The following is an 18,861-nucleotide window of genomic DNA, read 5'->3' on the forward strand; positions in this document are numbered from 1 at the left end:
TGGGAACTGCCGTACAACCGCCGTACGATGGTTGCGGAGGTGGCACATGGCGACGAAAACCGAACGCATCGAGATGCGGACAGACTCCGGCAGTGCTTCAAAGATTGCTCAGGCGGCGGAGATCGAGCGCAAATCCGTCTCGGCGTTCGTCCTGGACTCGGCCACTATGGCGGCCGATCGCGTGCTGGCCCGCAGCGATCACACCGCGATGCCCACGGCGCAGTTCGACGACATGCTCGCGTCGCTGGACGAACCGGCTGATGCTCCAGCGCTGAGCAGGCTTGCCCGCCGTGAGCGGCGATTCACGCGCGCATGACCGCCTGGGTCTCCCGCGAGTTGCAGCCGCAACACGACCTCGCGGGGTTCGACTGCGGCAAGGAGCCGCTGAATGCGTGGCTCACCCAGCAGAGCCGGCGAGCACAAGAAGCGGGCACCGCACGGACCTACGTCTGGACCGCCAGTGGTTCCGACACCGCCCGGGCCTACTATTCGATCGCGCCGACGCAGGTTGTCCGCGATGGGCTGACCCGGTCACAGACCGGCGGCTATTCGATCATTCCTGCATACCTTCTCGCTCGGCTCGCCATCGATCAGAGCCTGCACGGGCGAGGGCTCGGCGCAGAGCTGCTCTTTGACGCCGTCGACAGGATGGTGCGGGCCGCAGCGATCGGCGGCGGTCGCTTGATCGTGGTGGATGCGCTGGATGACAACGCCGCGAAATTCTACCTCCGCCACGATTTCACGCCGATCAAGAACAACCCTCGACGCCTGGTCATGACCATGGCGACGGCACGGGCAGCCCTAGGCGTCGAGGGCCCCGGTCCCCGGATGCTATCCCTCGTCCTCGACACGCACGAAGGGACAACCGCCCCGGTGGCGCTGTCCCCGACGGAACTCCGAACGGTGGCGACCGTCATGGAGTCCATGAACGAACCCGAGACCAGCGAGGCAACGCTGCGAGCCGCAATCACCGCAGCAATCGGCCGCGACCCGTTCCGCAAAAGCTGACGAAAGGGCCACCGACCGACCGGCCGGTACTGCTAAGTCGTGGTGCCCCCGGCAGGAATCGAACCTGCGACCTGCGGTTTAGGAAACCGTTGCTCTATCCCCTGAGCTACGAGGGCGCGAGTGCTGATCGTACCTGACCAGCAGTGACCACCAGCACCCGATAACACCCGCCGCTGACCAGCAGTGTCTCGGCCGGGACGTTCCGACCCGGGGAGCACATCTGGAGCACACGGATCGCCGCCGGCGTCTCCGTGACCACCCGTGCCCGACGCTGACCACCGCTACCCGCTGATGACCACGCATCCCCGAGCACACATCGAGCAGGCCCGAGCCCCTGAACGGGGCCCGAGTCAAACTTGAGGCGATGCGGTTGGGCCCGGACACGCCTCTCCCCCACGCCGGCTGCTCCAGCGGCGCGGGGACGACCTGAAGGACGAGCAAGGCCGTCCCCGCGCCGCGACCACCGAAGGCGCCGCCAACGACGCTCAATGAGGGATCGACGCCTGGTCGGGACGATGAGTTGCGATCCACGCCTCGATGTCTTCCGTCAGCCAGACGCGGCCTGAGTGGAGGGTAGACAAGGGTTCTGGGAAGGATTCGTCCGCACCGAGCCCGTTGAACTCGCCCTTGGTTAGTTCCAGCCTCGCTTGTATCTCCGCCGCTCCCATCAGATTGGTACCGAATCTGGGCCCCTCACCGCCCCACTCCTCCGCCTGAGGCTCGCCATCAGCGTCCCGCGTCAGCTTCCAGTTGCTAGGTGTCATGCAGCTAGGCTAGCGATAGCTAGGTACTCAAGTAAACCCCTTTGCCGGTTTACCAGTAGTCAACTACAAGAGGGCCTAGCGTCCGACCCATGCCTCGTCCGGACATTGGCCTTATGGGTGCCGCCGAGATCGGTAAGCGTCTACGGCTGTCCAAACAACGGACCTACGTGATTGTCGGACGTAAGGGATTCCCCGACCCACAGGCCGAGCTGGCGATGGGCAAGGTCTGGCTTGCTGAGGACGTCGAGTCGTGGATCTCCGAGAACCGACCGGAACTTGACGAGGAAGATAGTCCGTAGGGGGTAAGGGGATGACCCACCGGAGGATCACAATCGAGCTGGATGCCGGCATCACACCAGAGAGCTACGCAAAGCTCGCGAACGCCCTCTGGTACGTGGCATCCCTCGTCGGGGACGATTTCATCGGTGCGCTTCAGGACGGCAGGGCGGACCCGCAGTTCCTCAATGACTGGTACGACAACGAGGACGGCACAGCTCGTTGGAGCTGACAGGGCATCCAGTCAACAAGTTTTGAGATTCAGACAATCGTCAAAGAATCGACATGGTGGCCACCTGTTTCACTGGCCTCAACGCCGCCGAGAATTCTCAGCGGGTTACGACGCTTCTCTGCCTTCTCATGGTCGTTCGTAGCAGGGTGAGTCGACGAAGACGGCGAATCCGTCCGGGGTGGCCGTCTCGACGTCGAGCTTGTAGCCGTCCGGGGTCTTGGCCGCTGCGACGCCGCGGTCTGCGGCGACGGTGCGGTCGTCGGTGATCGTGTAGCCCTTTGTCTTCCAGTCCGCGCGGATCCGGGCGATCACGTCCAGGTGCTTCTCGCCGGTGGGGGCGGGCAGGTTGTAGACGCCTTGAACGGTGTAGATCGTGTCGCTGATCTGCCCGTTCGGGCCGGTGCATCCGTGCGGGGTCAGACTCGGATTCTGTAGTGCCTGGCCGGCGATCACGGCGACTGCATCCGCGTGCTGCTGCACGACCGCGTTCACGTCAGTCTCAGGTTTGGCTTGCATGTCGTCGTCTCCCGAGCAGGCGGTCAGGGTCAATGCGGTGGCGGCGAGCAACGCGGCCATGGTCCTGGTCGTTCGTCGAGGGGTCATCGCCAGTTCTCCGGGGCAGTCCCGCCGTTGAGTGTCACCTGGTCGTACGCACCGGCGAGGACACGGGATTGGTTCATCAGGCTCTCACTGTCCTCGTCCCAGTAGTGGGTGTGTCCTTTGGTATCGGCCTGCCAGACGTTCGCGCCGAACCCCTGCTCCGTAGGTGCCAGGCCATGTGCGGCGTCGAACAGCCTTTCCGCGGTGATGGTAGGCGGGACGGCGGCATTGAACGGGTCCAGCAACGCACCGGCACGGGGGACAGGATCGCCGGGTGAGGCTCCGGCCCAGACGTGGCGCGGATCTGCCATCAGGTCGCTCGCCTGCGGGACGTGCATGCCGGGGCTGCCGGCCACGACGATGTCGTCGACCGGGAGCTGGTGTGTCGCGGCTGCTTCGCCGAGCACGGTCGTGCCGTACGAATGTCCCATCGCCACCAAGTGTCCGACGTCGCTGTCGTGAGTGGCCCGCAGCCCCTGCATGAAGTTCAGGTACGGATCACGGGCGTCCAGTGAGCGGCCGTTCTGCAGCACGGACGTGTTGGTGAAGTCCGGGGTGTCGTAGCCGAGCCAGTACACGGTGGAGACGTCTCCGGCTTGCGGAGTCAGCGCGTCAGCGCGGCGGTTCATCGCCAGGATCCGGTCGATGTTGCCGTCGGTGTTGCCCAAGGTCGTGCCGAGACCCGGCACCCAGACGCCGGTGTTGCGTGCCGTGTCCGGATCGCCCATGGCGACGACCAGTTTGCCGTCACCGGCGTACGCCGCGGTGTCGAAGCCGAGCAGGAATCCGCGAGCGCCCAGCTTGTCCAAGCCCTGCTCGATCGTCTCGACCCGGTCCAACTCGTTCAGGGTCTCGTCCTGCTCGGCCCACATGTCCGGGTTCTCATACCGGTCCTTGAGGTACTGCTTGTGCTGGGCCAGCCCGATCCGGTTGGCCTTGTCCCGGTCGCCGGCCGGAACCCCGTCCAGCCAGCCCACCTCGCGCGGGAAGTCACGGATCGCCTGGTCCTGCTGGTCGCGGGTGAGGCTGCCCCACCAGGCGCGGACTTCCTGCGACGACTTGCCGCGCATGCGGGCCACATCGTCCTTGGTGATGCCCGGACCCGTCCTTGCCGTCCCGGCCGTCGGTGGGAGCTCGGCGAGCGCCACCACGGTCTCCAGGTCCAGGCTTCTCGCCCGGGTGAGCAGCTCGGCGAGCTGGCGGGTGTAGCTCTGCACGAGACCGGCCACTCGAGCGGCCTGCGCGGTGTCCGTGATGTCGTGCGCCGAGACGGTGGCGGTAGTGAGGTCGACGGTGATTCCTTCGGCCGCGCACTCGCCCTGAATGTCGGCGAGCATCGACTGCAGACTGAGGATCGTGTCGGCGTGGGTCCGCAGCGCCCGGCTGACGTTCTTGCAGGGCGCGTGGGCGTTGCTCAGTTCCGCCCGCAGCGCGGCGACCCGGTCCTGGGCGGCTTCACCGGTCGGCCAGACGGCCGGCAGGTACTGCGAGGCGGCGGCGAACCTGTCCAGGCCGGCGTCGAGTCCGGCGGCCATCCGGGCCCACGCGTCCGAGGCCTCGGTGAAGCCGGCCGCGTTCGTGCCTGCGAGCAGCGCGAGGGTGATCTCACTCATTCGGCGTATCCCTGATGCGGGCCGTGCGCGGGTCGCGGCGTCGGGAAGGTCGCGGTGATCGAGTCGGCGGACTCCTGGTCGGTGGTCGCGTAGTCGACTGCGGCGCCGATCATCCCGGAGCCACACAGGCGGATCCGCTGCGACAGGTCCTGCAGGTAGGCCGACCAACTGTCGGCCCGTTTCCCCAGCACCGGAGCCGCGGCCCACTGCGCGGCGACGCCTGCGATCGTCAACCGGCCGTTCTCCTTGATGACCGCGTCCAGGACCGACCCTGACGAATCCGCCACCTGAGTGCCCGTCCGGCTCAGACCCTCGACGTCGATATCCACGTCCGGCTGCATGTCGAAGCCCCCTGTAGTCAGCTGCCTACCCAGAGACTACGTTCAATTCGCAATTTCGGTTCGCCCTGATCACAGGCCACGTCCAGGTCAACATCAACTGCTTGCGACACATCAAGATCGGACCCCGCCACAGATTCGTTATGCAGGCGGGCTTTCAGTCCGCTGGTGCGCGCCACGTTGTGAACCCCTGCCGCAGCAATACACAAGCCGCTGACAACCACCCGCCGGCTGATCGTCGAGGTGGGTACGAAATCCGGCGCCGCCCCATCCCGCGGCCGGACGGCCAGCCGAGGACACCAGCGCCCAGCCGGAACCGCCTTCCGTGGCGGTTCGAAGGCGTCGCACGTCCCCTCGTTCTTCGCATGATCTGACCCGCTGATGCGAGATTAGTACTCCAGCAGAAGATCTGTTCTGAGCTGCTGTGACGGTGCGGGTTTGTCTGTGGACAGCAAGCAGCCACCGTCCCGCCGCCCGAGGCAATCCTCCAATGAGGAACAATCGCTGTTCGGGTGCTGCGTTCGACGAGGGTCCCGATTGCGCTCTTGTTGTCACGACTGATGATCAGGTCGCCTTCCCAGTGCCCGGGCACGGCCCGGTCGTCGGCTTCCGCGGGTCGTTCACTGATGTTGACCATGTCCGGGATCCGGCCGCGGTGTTCACTGGCGCGGCGCCGGGGTTTGCGCAGGGCCCGGCCGGCGCGCAGACAGGCGGCGAGTTCCCGGCGCAGAGCACCGCGGCCCTGGACATACAACGACTGGTAGATCGTTTCGTGAGACACCCGCATCCCCGGGTCGTCGGGGTGGTCCTCGGGCAGTCGCAGAGCGATCTGTTCGGGTGACCAGCCGGCCAGCAGCCGTGCCTGCACCACGTTACGCAGCGCACCGTCAGCGGCAAGTTTGGCGGGTTTCGGGCGGCGGGCCCGTTCGGCGGCGCGGGTCTCGGCCGGTCCGGCCCGATACCCGCGCCGGTCGGTGCCGTTACGGGCGATCTCACGGCTGATCGTGGACGGATCCCGGCCGATCCGGGCCGCGATCTTGCGCATCGACTCCTTCGCGGCCAACCCGACCGCGATCTCCTCACGTTCGGCAAACGACAGAAAACGGCTGCTGACCGGCCCGGCCCCGTTGGTGATCACCCCGCCAGCCTGCCGGAACCACCGCTGCCCGGTATTCGCGCCCACCCCGACCGACCGCGCCGCCGGTTCCGGCAACAAACCAGCCCGCACCGCAGCCCAGAACCGGCGCTCAACCTCACGAGGAGGCATCCACGGCATGCCACAACTCCTGAACAGGCAGGTGTTGCAACCCCCCTTGAACCCAAGGCGCCGTTGCTCGCCGTGGCCACCGGCGGCGCGATCCTGCGGTACCACCTCTACGACATCGACCCGGTGATCAACAATTCTCTGGTCTTCGGTGCGATGGCCGCGCTCGTGACCGGAGGCTATGCCGTCATCGTGACCGGCGTCGGCCGTCTCGTCGGCGGGTACGGCACCCTGCTGTCGCTGCTGGCCACCGGTCTCGTGGCAGTCGCCTTCGAGCCGCTGCGCCAGCGCGTGCAGCGGCTGGCCGACCGGGTCGTCTGCGGCGGCGAGCCACTCCTTACGAGGCGCTGTCCCGGCTGTCGGCACATTTCACCGCCCCTGCCGGTGGACTGCTTGACAGCATCTGCACAACCGTCGCCGACGCGGTCGGAGCGCGTGAGGTGATGCTCTGGACCGGCCCGGCCGACGCGCTGCGAGCTGTGTCCGTCTTGGCCCACCACGACTGCTCTTCCGCCCGGTTCTCGTATGCTGGCCGGTCTGGCGGCCGTGCCGGTGCACCACGATGGCCGGTTCCGCGGCGCGATCACCGTGACGAAACCTCCAGGTGACAGCATGTCGATCGGCGATCCGGCTGCCCAGGCCGGGCTCGTACTGGAACTGCGGCGGCAGCCCAGCGCCTGGTCGCGGCCGGCGGCGCCGCACGCCGACGGCTCGAACGCAACCTGCACGACGGTGCACAGCAGCGGCTGGTGACCGTCCCGATGGAGTTCGGCGGGGTGGTGCGACTCGCCACGGCAGCCCGGCGTGACCGAGGTCGCGGCCCGGGCCGACGACGTCCGTCGGCAGTTGCTCGAGGCCACCGCGGAACTGCGCGAGATGGCGAGAGGACTGCACCCGGCCGTGCTGACCCAGGACGGTCTCGAGGCCGCGATCGGCTTCCTCGCCGACCGGTCGCCGCTGCCGGTGCGGCTGACCGTGTCGGTGGCCCGTCGGTTGTCAGCCGAGGTCGAATCCACGGCGTCTTCGTGGTCAGCGAGGGTTTGACGAACGCCGCCAAGCACTCCGGCGCAGACGCGGTAACGGTCCGGGTTGCCCTCGTCGGGGCCGGCCTGGTCACCAAGGTGTCCGACGATGGCCGCGGTGGCGCCGCAGTGCGGGCGGGCAGCGGGCTGCAAGGGCTCACCACCGGCTCACGACGCTCGTGAGCCTGCCGCAGGCGGCAGACGGGAGCTGTCCTGGAGAGGCCAACCACCACAGCAGTGGCCTCTCCAGGGCCGGATCGATATTGACCGACCGGGGCGCCTTTATCGGATGTCGATCTACTACTGCCCCGGCACGCCTGCCTTAACAGTGAGCCAGGATTCTTGTCCAATAGTTACGTTGAAGGAGCGCTGGCCAGGGCTGCGGAACATAAATAGAGCTGGCTCGAAGTTAGTTGGCATGCGGCCGGTCGATACCAAACCAATAAATTCATCTCCGTAGTCATCAAGCCGGTGGTCTATAACCATACCGCGCGTGTCATTCACAGCTAGCGCTGCGCCGAGGGCGATTTGGGAAGTGCGTCGGGCTTCCGCGAGGCTGTGCCCGTCAAGGTCCAGTGTGACTAAACCACTATTGCGTACGGCAACGACCATGACGTCGGTGTCACTCGAAAGCCAGAACTGCATTGCAACTGGCTCCCCAGAGTTCCATCGCTCGAATATAAGACTTTCGTTCCAGGCAGAACGCTCCCCTTCTTCGTTGAGGTACCAGCGCTCTCCGAGAGAGTTTTCAGCCAGAAGGCCATTCTCAGTCAGGGCGGTCAGTGCAAGCTTTAATGAATTCCTTCCGAGGTCGTCAAAAATCCACCAGATCTCTCCAAGGCTCACTGTCAACCTCCGCTATTAAAACTGATGACATTTTCCTTACCCAAAATTGCTCTTGCCTTTTCCAGCCACGCCTCTGGGGTTCCTGCATCTTGATACGCCTTTGCGCCGACACCTTTTTGTTTTGCGACCTTCTGCAAGATTCGCAGCTTATTAAGCGACGTGTAAAAATTTTTAGGACTCGCTTTAGATTTGCCACCAACCGCGATGTAATCGCCGTTCCGAGCGATTACATCGACGTCAGTACTGCCGACTCCGTCCAGGACAATCTTCATCCCCGGCTGGCCGGGCGGGCTTGTCATTTTCCCGCCAGTCAGGTTTTCCACAATTGCTTCTCGCGAATCACCGAGTTCTTGTTCAGGACTAATTTTCCTGCCGCTGGCGCTCTTTCCCTCGGTGTTCCATTGAAGCTTCTTGAGGTCGCTGTAGAGCCCAGTCCCGCCCGTGACTGCCAATTTGCTGCCGCCGGCAGCTAAGCCGACGCCTTCCGCTGTAATGATGAGAGTCGCTCCGCCGCTCTCGGGAGCTCCTAGAACACCACCCACGGCCGCGATTCCGCCGGTTTCCATCATCAGCGCGCCGGCATAGATTTCGAGGCCGTCTTTGGTGATGTGGATAATGGTGTCTGCGTTGTTGGCGACCAGGTTCCAGCCTTTTTGCCAGGTCTCGCAGACCAATGAGAAGTAGCCACATTGCTGTTTAGCGTTCGAAACCGTCACGGTTACGGAGATGGTGGTGCTGTCAGTGTCAGTCGAGACCGAGCCGCCTCCGCCTCCGCCTCCGCCTCCGCCTCCGCCTCCGCCTCCGCCTCCGCCGTCATTGTCATCGTCATCGTCGGGCTCGGCCGGATGCGGGTTCTGGCCGTAGCCGTCGCAGCGGTCTTTGGGGCAGAGGCCGCTGGGGTCGCTTCTGACGACGGGGTTGTTGCCAGCGTAGGCGTAGCCACCGAGTTGGGTGGGGTCGGTGAGGTCGAGAACGGGGTCGATGGTGACGAAGCGGCCGAGGGCAGGGTCATATTGGCGTGCGCCGACGATGGTGAGGCCGGTTGTTTGGCTGGTGGCTTTGTTGAGGAAGCCGTGGTTGTCGGGGATGGCGATGGTCGGGGTTTGCCCGCGGGGTGCGCCGTATGGAGTGTATTGGCGCCACGCGGGGGTTTGCGCGGTGTTGTCGAGATAGAGGGTGGGCGTTCCGTGCGGGTCGGCGAGAGCATAGGAGTACGCGGTGGTGGTGATTGCGGTGCGGATGACCTGGCCGCCGCCGGGAAGGGCGTAGTAGCGGGTGCCGGTGACGGCGCCGGTGGTGGTGTTGAGGGCGAATTGTTGTTCGCCGAGGTAGAGGGTGGTGGTGCCGGGGTCTTTTTGGAGGAGCAGGGTGCCGTCGGCGTCGTATGCGTAGGTGGAGTCGCCGGCGGTTGATCCGGTGATGCCGGTCAGTTGGTTGGCGTCGTTGTAGGTGAGGGTTTGGTTGCCTTGGCCGGCGTTGCGGGTGTGGGTGTTACCCGTTTCGTCGTAGCTGTAGCTGGTCGTGGTGGTGGTCGCACCGGTGGTGTTGGCGGCGGTCATGGTGTGTGGCTGGGCGCCGCTGGTGCCGTATTGGTAGTCGGTGGTGGCGGTGGTGTGTCCGCCTGGGATGGCGTGGTCGGTTTGGTTGGTGCGGTTGCCGAGGTTGTCGATGGCCCAGGTGGTCCAGTAGGCGGAGGTGGTGCCGAGGCCGTCGGTGACCATGCTCGAATCAGTGTCAGATGGCTGGGCAGTGCAGTTGTCGTTGGCGGTCCAGGCTGCGGTGAGCTGGTTGAGTCCGTCGTAGCCGAAGCATTGGGTTTCGGCGGTGGCGGTGTTGGCTTGCCGGGTGTTGATCTGGGTGGTGAGGTTGCCGGCCTTGTCGTAGGTGTAGGCCTGCTCGTCAAGGATTGTGGCGACCCCGCCGGTGACGCGGCTGACCAGTTGGTCTTTGAGCGCCGAGGTGTGTGGGTCGTAGGTGTAGCCGACGAGAGCGAAGTTGCTGGTGTTGTTGCCGAGCTTCTGCTGACTGATCCGGCCGAGAGCGTCGTAGTCGGTGCTCTGGCTGTAGGCGGTCGCGCCGGACAGACCGTTCGGCAGGTATTGCAGACCGCGGTAACTGTGCTGGACAGTCTCCGCCGGTAGGCCGCCTTGCGCGGTGTAGGTGTCGCGTTGCAGCAGGCCTGTGATGGTGCCGTACAGGTGTTTAACGGTGTAGGTCCCGGCGAGCGCTTTCTCAGTCGTGTCGCCGGTGTCGGGGATGCTGGTGCTGTTGCCGGTGGAGTAGCCGAAGACGTTGAAGTCGAGTTCTTGCTTGGTGTATTCGGCGTGGTTGATGTAGCTGGTGGTGGTGGTCAGATGGCCGACGGCTCGGGTTACATTGGCGACGGCGTTGGCATTGTCGTATACCCACGCGGATAGCTGGTTGCCGTTGACGCCACTCTGCTGACCGGCCACAGTTGAGGAGTACATGCCGGTCTTACGAGACAGAGCATCGTATTTGTAGGACACGGTCTTGCCGCGGCCGTCGGTGCGCTGAGTGAGGTTACCGACACCGTCGTACGTCATGTTGGTCGTAGTACCGGCGTCCGGGTCGGCCACCGTACTGGCCTGACCGAGCAGGTTGTAGCTGGTGGTCCAGGTGGGTCCGTTGCTGTTTGCGGCGCCCTGCTTGGTGGTGGACATATTGCCGTGGCTGTCGTAGCCGTAAGTGATGACCTGGCTGGTACCGCCGATGACGGTGTAGGTGCCGGTGAACGGGTTGCTCGGGCTGTTGAGCGTGGGCCGGGTCAGGTAGTTGTCGAGTTCGACGGTGCGGCCGATCGGATCGGCGACGGTTGTCGTGACGGTGCCGCCGGCGGGCGGGATGACCGTGGTCCGGTCGCCGTTGTACACGGTGGTGGTGCGTGAAACCTCTACACCGTTGTCCTCACTCTGGTCGACGACGAGTTGGCCGAGTGAGTTGTAGGTGTAGAGGTTCTGCATCGGAACCTGAATTTTCAGGTCGACGGCGTTCGCGGGGGTGGTGGTGGGTTCACTGTTCGGGTCCCACCACTGGGTGTACTTGGCTTTGACCCATCCGCGGCTGTCGTAGAAGTTGTCGTCGATCAGCCGGCCGCCCCCGGGGGAAAGCGTCTGGGTCTGCCGCGGTCGCAGCAGCCCGTCGTAAATGGCCGTCGAGGTGACATAGCCGGCGCCCTCGTTGAGCTTCTGCGTGGTAACGGCTGTAGGCCCCGTGTTGGACAGGGTGTAGCTGTACAAGTAGTGGGCTTTGCTGGTGACCGCGCGGCTGTAGAGCCAGAGTCCGACGATACGGCCGAGGGCGTCGTAGCGCTTGGTGGTCACGACGCTGTTCGGGTCGGTTGCGGTGAGCATGGCGCCACGTTGGGTCTCGAACGTCGAGGTCATCGTCTGACCGAGCGCGTTCTTCACCACTGCACTGGTCACGAGACCGACAGCATTGGTGGTGTACGTCGTATGGGTGTTGCTGTCGTTGCCGTCATACGAGTCGGTTTCACGGCCGACGCTGTCGTAGAGGGCGCGGGAGGTGGTCTGCCAGGTGAAAGCGTTGTTGGCGTAGTCGGCGCCGGTACGGACCATCGTCACGTTGCCGGTAGACGGTGCTGTGGTCTGCGGGAAGGTAGTGCCAAAAGTGCTGTCGTCGTAGAAGTTGCGGGTGACGGACACGACCTGCGCCGGCCGGGACACCGAGGCCGGTGCGGTCAGCGTGTTGATGCTGCCCGGAACCGATGGTTTCGCGCCAGCGGTGAATCCTCCACAGGCCACCGCGTCGACCTCGGTTTCCGCGGCGAGGCCGACCAGGTTCCTGGTCTTGTTGGCAGTGGCGAAGGTTGTAGTGGTGCAGGTGCTGTAGGCCGGGTCGATCGGCCAGGTGTGTTTGAACACGCGGGTCGCAAGACCGAAGGTGTTGCTGGTGGTTGTCGCGTCGAAGGACGTATCCGTCTGCGTGTAGCGCCAGGTTGTGGTGCCGGTCGTGGTGACCGCTTGCCGGGTGAACGTTTCGACGGGGGCGACCCAGTTGGAGGTCAGCGGAGGCAGGCCGGGGCGGGTACGGGTGGCTGCAGGTCCGGACACCCAGTAGGAGGTGATGGTGGAGTGGTCCACGTTGGCCCCGAGGTAGACGGAAGCCTCGAGGGCCTGCCCGGCGAGTTGGTCGACGTCTTCGTGAACCCCGCCCTGGGAGTCGGTGACGTTGACGACGGTGGTGTTGTTGTTCTTGGACATGCCGCGGTAGTAGGTCGTTTCCGACTTGGTCTTGGCGTCGTTGGCGCCGTCACCGGTGTAGGTGAGGACGCTGCCGTAGCCGCGGAACTGTCCGTAGGTACGGTACTTCGGCTTGACCAGTTCGTTGTCGTCGAAGTGCCAGGCAGCACCGCCTTGGTACTCGTAGGAGGTGCTCAGCGTGGTGCTGTTACCGGTGGGGTCGTCCTGGGTGATCTGCAGGACTGCCCATTTGTTGAACCAGTCGGTGATTGGCGCGGCATAGCCCTCCGGGGTCCAGGACACCGGGTAGCAGGAGGACGTGTTGTCTACTGGCGCGGTCTTCACCGGGGCGGTGCAAGGTTTCGGCAACCCGTACGTGATGACGGTTTTGGAGCCGGTCTCGCTCTTGATCTCACCGATCCGGTACCGGTAGTACGAGGAGAGCCCGTCGTGGAGGGTGTCGGCGCGGTTCGCCAGCTGCACCTCGCGGAACGTCACCGCCGGCAGCTTGGTAGCGGTCGTGGTGCTGTCACCGCCGGCTAATCCGGAGGCGGTCCGGCTGACCTGCGATAGCCACAGTGTGGCCGCTTGGCCGTCACCCGGCGCCGGCATCGTGTGGGTCAGCGCGTAGCTGTCCGTGGTCACATAGCCAGGTTTGGTGGTGTCGTACTGCTGCATCTCGACGCTGGACAGTCGCACGGTCGAGAAGTACGACGGTGAGTTCATCGCGCAGGTGGCCCCGGAGGCGCAGATCTGGTCGAAGGGCACGTCGGGGTAGTTCGCCTTGTTGGCGGCGTTGAGTGTGCAGGTGCCGCTGACGCACCGTTCCCCGGTCTTGAACAGGACTTTGTTCGGCACCGTGGTGTACGCGTTGCTGCTGGTGAAGCCGTAGTCGACTTCGGCCAGGTGTTGGTCTCGGACGTACGAGACCATGCTCGCGCCCTTGTACTTGCCGTAGAAGTTGGTGTCCTGCTTGTAGTAGAAGGACATGGCGTTGCCGTGGGTGTCGACGGTGTAGTCCAAGCCCCATCGGTAGGCCATCGTGCACACCGAGGACGAGAACCCGGCCGAGTTGTAGCAGGGGTCGTTGGAGTGCGCGGAGTAGACCGGCTGCGACGCGACCGAGTTGGTGATCGGGTCGTCAGCGGCGGTGCCGTGATCCGACCAGCCTGGCAGACGGTTCATGCCGAACGAGTAGGTGCTGCCGTTGCGGTCGATCACCTGCCACCAGTCGTTGGCGTAGGTTCCCGAAGCGTTGCTGGCGCCGGTCACGCAGGTGGGATCGGTCAGCTTGGTACAGAAATGCTTGATCACCGACCCGTCGGCGCCCTCGCTACGGAACTCCCTCAGCGTCGAATCCCATACCAGCGCCGTCGTGGACCCGTTGAGCGACAGCGTGAAGATCGGCCCGTCGTAACACTGGTCATAGATCGCAGTGGGCGCGTCCGACCCCTCAGGCTTCTGGGCACAGTTCTGGAAGGACTGTTCGACATAGGAATCCGGGATACCCCAGCCTTCCCCAGCCCACGAGGCCTGAGACTGAGTAGCCGCAGTAGCACCGTCACTAGCCGCCGAGTTGTAACCAAGAGCCAACTGCGGTGCCAGCGACGACGGCCCGGACGGCACTGTCAGCGGATACGAGTAGTTGAAACCACCCGTGCTGCTCCCGGAGTTCCACGACCCGGACGGCTTGAGATCGGTGGCCGCGTAGGTGCCCTTCGGCTGACCACCATCAGTGCTGGAGCTGGTCGTGGTGGCTGCCAGGACGACAGCCGTCGGAGCCGTCGCGCTGGCAGCGGCAGCGTTCACGGCAGGGATGGCTGCAGGGGCCACCACCTTTGCCGAGAGTGTGCTGCTGGCGACGTCGTTGGTCGAGCCGATCGGTGTGCCTACCCGGCAGTGTGCGTCTTTTGGTGTGGTGAGGACGCAGGCGGGGTAGGAGACCAGGCTCAGCCGGGAACCGTAGTTTCCGCCGTACGCCTGGGCGAAGTTGCTGTAGTCGACACCGACCTCCGTGGTGCCGGTTGTGTCGGCGGAGACGGTCATCAGCACGCCGGGGATACCGGCCGCTGCCGCTGCGTCTTGCCCGAGGATCTGCACCTTCAGTGAGCGCGGGCCGGCATAGGTTTTGCCCTTGGCCGGTGCCATCGAGCGTGCCCAGACCGGTGAGCCGGTGCTGGTCGCGCGGGTGCCGCGGCTGGCGTTGCCGGAAGGCGCGGCAAGGGTGATGGTCGATGATGTCGCCGTCGGCCAGGTCGTTTTGGTGGCCTTGTAGTTCGCCGCCGCCGGGCTGAGTTTTGCGAAGTGGGGTTTCAGGTCTTGGACACCGTGGACCGCGGGTGCCTGCTTCGGTTTCGGCGGCTCGGACAGGCTTCCGGCAGGCGGGGCGCCGAAGACGACCCCTGCGGTGGAGACCAGTACGGCCGTTACGGCGGCTACTGCTGTCGGTGCCATCCAGGCACGTTGTCGCAGCACCAGTGGTCGGTGTCTCATCAGCACCCTCACACAAACCAGCCCGCCCGCAGGCGGGCGCTTTCCCCGTGTCGGTGCGAGATGCCACATCGGACCGCACTCACACCGACCTATGCGCCTCGCACTCTTGCAGAGATCATCTTTGAAGCGCGGCCCAGGAGATAACGTTCTGAAGACATTGTTGATCTTGATGGCTGAATCAGTCACTCTCCAAAGGCGTGAGCGTGATGCGCTGTTCACCGCTCTGATCTTGGAGCGGCACATTCCACCCGGAAGGTTTAATCCACTATGGAATTTGCTAAATCCAGACGACGGCAGCGGTGGGCCGTCGTCACCGCAGGGGCAATGTCTTTCCTGCTCACGGCAGGTGCACCAGCGCTGGCCGCACCCAGCCAGGTCCCGACCGAGCAGCCCGCAACTGCAACGCCGGCCGCCGAGGACGATGCGATTGCGCAGGCCAAGGCCACCGGACAGCCTGTCGAGGTGAGCGCCGCTACCACGCCGACGTCCACGCTCTCCGCGAACCCCGACGGCACTCTCACCCTGAGTCAGGCCACCATGCCGGTCCGCAAGAACATTGGCGGTGAGTGGAAGTCCCTCGACCCGACGCTGAAACTCGAAGCCGACGGTCGGATCGCACCCGCGACAGCGGTCGGAGACCTACACCTGTCCGCCGGCGGCAGCGGCCCGTTCGCCACCCTGGCCGACGGCACCCACGAGCTGCAGCTGACCCTGCCGTTCGCCCTGCCCACCCCGACGCTGAGCGGACCGACAGCCACCTACCGCAACGTGCTGCCCGGCGTCGATCTGACCGTCACCGCCAACACCCAAGGCGGCCTGTCCCAGACCTTGGTCGTCGCCGACGCGAAAGCGGCCGCGAACCCGGCCTTGAAGAACATCGCCCTGGCCACCAAAACCCGCGGAATCACCCTCAAGGCCGACGCCGCCGGAAACCTCATCGGCACCGACGCGCACAAGAACGTGATCGTCACCGCACCCACACCGACCATGTGGGACTCCACCCCACCAGCCAAGACCGAGGCCACGGTCATCGACCCGGTGCGCGGCGCGCGAGTCAACGCCGAGACCGGATCGCCGGTGGCCTCCAGCTTCCGCGAGCCAGGCATCGGCGCCAAAGTCAAGCCGCTGAAGGTAACCGTCACCAAAAATAAGATCAGCCTGACACCGGCCGCAGCACTCCTGTCGGACCCGAACGCCAAATGGCCGGTCTACATCGACCCGGCCATCGGATGGGGCGCTTCGAAATCGGGTTACGCCGTCGTCGGCAGCGCCAACCCCGACCGCAATTACTGGAAGAACTCACCCAGCAATACCGTCGACCTGCAATCGGGCAACGACCCCGACAGCAGCGACGTGCGGCGCACCCTGCTCAGCTTCCCATTCAACGCCTCACTGCTCAAAAGCGCAAAGATCTACAAAGCGGCACTCAACGTGACCGAGACCTGGTCCTACAGCTGCAACGCCACCCCGGTGGATGTGTACGCGCCACCGACCAAGGACCTTACGTCCGCGAACGCCACCTGGAACTACTGGGAAAACTCCCTGGGAACCCTCAACGACCAGGTCAACGTCGCCAAGGGCTACAGCGACGACTGCAAACCCGGCGCCGTCGGATTCGACATCTCCAAAGCGATCAACACGTCGATCAGCGCCGGGAACACCAGCCAGACATTCATCATCAAGGCCGACAACGAAGCCTCGCAGTCCGGCTGGAAACGCTGGAACTCTAGCAACCCCACGATCGAAGTCACCTTCGACCACACCCCCGACCAGCCGACTGGCCTGCACACCTCACCGATCACTGCGTGCTCCGGCGACACCATCGGTGACGGCGACATCAAGCTGTACGCGAAATTCTCCGATCCCGATACGACCGGCGGAAGCCTCACCGCCACCTTTACCGTCTGGAAAGACAGCGACAAAACAGTCGTCAAGACCGGAACGCTTACCGGACAGGCGAACCCGTCGACGACCACATCCTTTATCGTTCCGCGGTTATGGATGGAACAAATCGCCGGCGTGACCACCACGCCCGGCTCCGGCACGCCCACCGCTTTCTCCTGGAAAGCCACCGTCGCCCAGAACAGCCTGACCAGTAAAGACTCGGGAACCTGTCACTACACCTTCGACCCGAGTCGGCAGCACGCGCCCTACGTGACACCGCCCGCCGACGGCGCCAGCAAGATCGGCACCGAGGCGACCTTCAAGGTCAACTACCTCGCCCCAGGTCAGACGCTGCCGACCGGTCAGGTGGCGCCCACCGAGTATCAGTACCAGATCAACGGTGGCCTGGTCGGCACCGTCGCCGCCGACCCCCTCGGCAACGCCACCTTCAAGGCCAAACCGACCCGGTACGTCAACAACGTGACCGTTACTAGCGTGTCCCCAGGAAACAACTTCGGCGGAACCGCCAGCGAGACCTTCACCTCCGGGCCCGCGGCTGTCGCGGTCGACGGCGATCTCACCGGTGACGGCACCCCCGACCTGGTCACCGCCGGCGGCGTCGGCGACATCCCCTCGGGTGTCTGGCTCGCTTCCGGCACCGGCACCGCAACCAGCAGCGTCAAGACCCTCGCCGCGAACCTCGGCATCTACGGCAACGGCTCCACCAGCACTAAAGCATCCGCCTTCAACGGTGCGCAAATCATCACCGGCGCATTCTCCGGCAATGGACTGCAAGACATCCTCTACTACTACCCCGCCGACCCCGACGTCCCCGGTAGCGGCGGCATCCTCGCCGGCAACGGCGACGGATCCCCGATCAACGCCAATGTCAACAGCAGTCAATACACCATCAACAGCACTGCCCTGCTCGACGACAACGGCGGCATCCCCCGCATACTCGCCAACGCCGGAGCCTCCTACCACGGGGCTGAGCCCGACAACGGTTTCCCGGACCTGATCGGCATCAGCGGAACCTCTGAAATCGGCTACCAACTGGCCTATTACCACAGTATCGGCGCCCCAGGGGTGTTCCAGGTGCCGGTGGCCCTGCTGCCGAACGCGGCGCCAGACGACACCTCGAACTGGGCCGCCTGGGACATCGCGTCCGCTCAACGCGTTGACGGCAGCACGGACCTGTTCTTGTGGAACCGCGCTACCGGAGCCCTGCACCGCTGGTCCGGACTCGACTTCACCACAGATGGTGCTAGTAGCCAGCTCACCTACGACGACACCACACTCGCCAACGGCACCACCAGCACCTTCAACAAGGGCGTCCAAGCGACCTTACGCGCCGCCGACATCAACCACGACGGCAGCACCGACTTGTGGAGCACCACCCCCACCGGTGCTGTCACCGCATGGCTGACCGCCAGCAGCAACACCATCACCGCGCAAACCCCGCAAACCCTCACCACCGCCAGCCACTACTGGCCCCTCAACGACGTCGGGCAGGAAGGCGCCGTCGTCACCACGACCGAAGACATCGTCGGCACCCTCGACGGCACCGGACTCACCGGCGCCAACGGGAACACCGGAGACCTGTTCGACCCCGACGTCGCCTTCAACGGCAAGACCGGCGCCATCACCGCGGGCCACGCGATCAAAACCGACAGCGACTTCTCCATCTCGGTCTGGGCGAACCCGGCGACACTGGGGCAGACCGTCATCTCCGAGTCCGGCACCAACGGTGCACTGTTCAAGATCTACACCGCCAGCGACGGCAGCTGGTCGTTCGCCATGGCACGCAGCGACGCACCCGCGGCCTCCGTCGTGTGGGACGAGGCGAAGTCGCCATCCGGCGCCGCAAGTCCGGGTGCCTGGTACCACCTCACGGCGATCTTCAACAAGTCCATGAGCCTCATCTCCCTCTACGTGAACGACAAGCTGGTTGCGGTTCGCGCACACACCGCAATTCCGGACTCCACAGGAACCTTCCAGATCGGTCGCGTCCGGGTCAGTTCCGGCGACTCGGGTTACAGCGGCTACTACCAGGGCCAGATCGCACAGGTCATGACCTTCGGCAAGGTGGTCATCGACGTTGCCCTGACCGCCTATTTCCTCGACTTCAACGATGACCACAAGACGGACGTCGTGGGCCGCTACAGCGATGGCACGCTACGGCTCTACGCCGGCAACGGTGCTGGCGGCATCGCCAGCACCTACACCACGATCGCGACCTCCTGGGACAACATGAGCGAGATCTTCTCCCCAGGCGACTTCAACGGCGACGGCAAACCCGAC

General features: G+C 64.7%; 14 protein-coding genes, 1 tRNA gene and 1 pseudogene. 8 read left to right on the plus strand and 8 right to left on the minus strand.

Annotated elements, in window-relative coordinates; all coding sequences use genetic code 11:
* The first annotated feature begins 46 nt into the window (after positions 1–46).
* Both ADL15_RS21910 and ADL15_RS21915 read left to right on the plus strand, forming a co-directional pair.
* A complete protein-coding gene (locus tag ADL15_RS21910; protein WP_067694205.1) occupies positions 47–316 on the plus strand; it encodes a type II toxin-antitoxin system TacA family antitoxin in 270 nt (89 codons plus the stop codon).
* Entirely contained in the window at positions 313–1,008 is a 696-nt protein-coding gene (locus ADL15_RS21915) for a GNAT family protein (protein ID WP_067694209.1), read from the plus strand. The genes ADL15_RS21910 and ADL15_RS21915 overlap by 4 nt, the downstream gene beginning before the upstream one ends.
* A 40-nt stretch (positions 1,009–1,048) precedes the next feature.
* Here the strand turns inward: ADL15_RS21915 and ADL15_RS21920 are convergent.
* Positions 1,049–1,124, minus strand: a tRNA-Arg gene (locus ADL15_RS21920).
* A gap of 369 nt (positions 1,125–1,493) precedes the next feature.
* A complete protein-coding gene (locus tag ADL15_RS51585; RefSeq protein ID WP_232344275.1) occupies positions 1,494–1,772 on the minus strand; it encodes a hypothetical protein in 279 nt (92 codons plus the stop codon).
* 89 nt (positions 1,773–1,861) lie between these two features.
* Between ADL15_RS51585 and ADL15_RS51590 the strand changes: the two genes are divergently transcribed.
* Positions 1,862–2,071 carry a hypothetical protein gene (locus ADL15_RS51590; protein ID WP_083971556.1) on the plus strand — a complete coding sequence of 70 codons (210 nt, stop codon included), beginning with the start codon at positions 1,862–1,864 and terminating at the stop codon, positions 2,069–2,071.
* Between the two features lie 11 nt (positions 2,072–2,082).
* Entirely contained in the window at positions 2,083–2,280 is a 198-nt protein-coding gene (locus tag ADL15_RS21925; protein WP_067694213.1) for a hypothetical protein, read from the plus strand.
* Positions 2,281–2,406: 126 nt separating this feature from the next.
* On the opposite strand, the gene ADL15_RS21930 is transcribed toward ADL15_RS21925, so the two are convergent.
* The 4 genes and pseudogenes from ADL15_RS21930 to ADL15_RS55505 form a co-directional block, all read right to left on the minus strand.
* On the minus strand, positions 2,407–2,883 hold the full coding sequence (locus tag ADL15_RS21930; protein WP_083971557.1) for a hypothetical protein: 477 nt from the start codon (positions 2,881–2,883) through the stop codon (positions 2,407–2,409).
* On the minus strand, positions 2,880–4,493 hold the full coding sequence (locus tag ADL15_RS55500) for an alpha/beta hydrolase (RefSeq protein WP_067694219.1): 1,614 nt from the start codon (positions 4,491–4,493) through the stop codon (positions 2,880–2,882). The genes ADL15_RS21930 and ADL15_RS55500 overlap by 4 nt, the downstream gene beginning before the upstream one ends.
* A complete protein-coding gene (locus tag ADL15_RS21940; protein WP_067694222.1) occupies positions 4,490–4,834 on the minus strand; it encodes a hypothetical protein in 345 nt (114 codons plus the stop codon). Before ADL15_RS21940 ends, ADL15_RS55500 begins: the two co-directional genes overlap by 4 nt.
* Positions 4,835–5,321: 487 nt before the next feature.
* A pseudogene (locus ADL15_RS55505) lies at positions 5,322–6,107 on the minus strand (IS30 family transposase); the annotation flags it as partial.
* A gap of 54 nt (positions 6,108–6,161) precedes the next feature.
* Between ADL15_RS55505 and ADL15_RS21950 the strand changes: the two are divergent.
* The 3 genes from ADL15_RS21950 (at position 6,162) to ADL15_RS21960 (ending at position 7,139) form a co-directional block, all read left to right on the plus strand.
* The gene (locus tag ADL15_RS21950; RefSeq protein WP_067694228.1) at positions 6,162–6,539 is read left to right on the plus strand and encodes a hypothetical protein; all 378 of its coding nucleotides are present in this window, start codon (positions 6,162–6,164) and stop codon (positions 6,537–6,539) included.
* Between the two features lie 81 nt (positions 6,540–6,620).
* A complete protein-coding gene (locus ADL15_RS21955) occupies positions 6,621–6,848 on the plus strand; it encodes a hypothetical protein (protein ID WP_067694231.1) in 228 nt (75 codons plus the stop codon).
* 51 nt (positions 6,849–6,899) lie between these two features.
* Positions 6,900–7,139 (plus strand): sensor histidine kinase, encoded by a 240-nt coding sequence (locus ADL15_RS21960; protein ID WP_067694233.1) that lies wholly within the window; start codon positions 6,900–6,902, stop codon positions 7,137–7,139.
* A gap of 278 nt (positions 7,140–7,417) precedes the next feature.
* Here the strand turns inward: ADL15_RS21960 and ADL15_RS53135 are convergent, their stop codons facing one another.
* Together ADL15_RS53135 and ADL15_RS21965 are read right to left on the minus strand one after the other, a co-directional pair.
* A complete protein-coding gene (locus tag ADL15_RS53135; protein ID WP_157441518.1) occupies positions 7,418–7,963 on the minus strand; it encodes a hypothetical protein in 546 nt (181 codons plus the stop codon).
* A gap of 2 nt (positions 7,964–7,965) precedes the next feature.
* Positions 7,966–14,637: an RHS repeat domain-containing protein gene (locus tag ADL15_RS21965; protein ID WP_198170940.1), complete on the minus strand. Its 6,672-nt coding sequence runs from the start codon at positions 14,635–14,637 to the stop codon at positions 7,966–7,968.
* A gap of 363 nt (positions 14,638–15,000) precedes the next feature.
* Here ADL15_RS21965 and ADL15_RS21970 point away from each other — a divergent pair.
* Positions 15,001–18,861: FG-GAP-like repeat-containing protein (locus ADL15_RS21970; RefSeq protein WP_198170942.1), on the plus strand; the 3,861-nt coding region annotated here is incomplete at its 3' end.

Origin of the sequence: Actinoplanes awajinensis subsp. mycoplanecinus (assembly GCF_001509495.1) — a bacterium.
In the GTDB taxonomy this organism is placed as follows: Bacteria; Actinomycetota; Actinomycetes; order Mycobacteriales; family Micromonosporaceae; genus Actinoplanes; species Actinoplanes palleronii.

What these genes read in the sequence shown, in the direction of transcription:
- ADL15_RS21910 (WP_067694205.1), top strand. Translation starts at nt 47, where the DNA reads ATGGCGACGAAAACCGAACGCATCGAGATGCGGACAGACTCCGGCAGT.
- ADL15_RS21915 (WP_067694209.1), top strand. Translation starts at nt 313, where the DNA reads ATGACCGCCTGGGTCTCCCGCGAGTTGCAGCCGCAACACGACCTCGCG.
- ADL15_RS51585 (WP_232344275.1), bottom strand. Translation starts at nt 1,772, where the DNA reads ATGACACCTAGCAACTGGAAGCTGACGCGGGACGCTGATGGCGAGCCT.
- ADL15_RS51590 (WP_083971556.1), top strand. Translation starts at nt 1,862, where the DNA reads ATGCCTCGTCCGGACATTGGCCTTATGGGTGCCGCCGAGATCGGTAAG.
- ADL15_RS21925 (WP_067694213.1), top strand. Translation starts at nt 2,083, where the DNA reads ATGACCCACCGGAGGATCACAATCGAGCTGGATGCCGGCATCACACCA.
- ADL15_RS21930 (WP_083971557.1), bottom strand. Translation starts at nt 2,883, where the DNA reads ATGACCCCTCGACGAACGACCAGGACCATGGCCGCGTTGCTCGCCGCC.
- ADL15_RS55500 (WP_067694219.1), bottom strand. Translation starts at nt 4,493, where the DNA reads ATGAGTGAGATCACCCTCGCGCTGCTCGCAGGCACGAACGCGGCCGGC.
- ADL15_RS21940 (WP_067694222.1), bottom strand. Translation starts at nt 4,834, where the DNA reads ATGCAGCCGGACGTGGATATCGACGTCGAGGGTCTGAGCCGGACGGGC.
- ADL15_RS21955 (WP_067694231.1), top strand. Translation starts at nt 6,621, where the DNA reads ATGCTGGCCGGTCTGGCGGCCGTGCCGGTGCACCACGATGGCCGGTTC.
- ADL15_RS21965 (WP_198170940.1), bottom strand. Translation starts at nt 14,637, where the DNA reads ATGGCACCGACAGCAGTAGCCGCCGTAACGGCCGTACTGGTCTCCACC.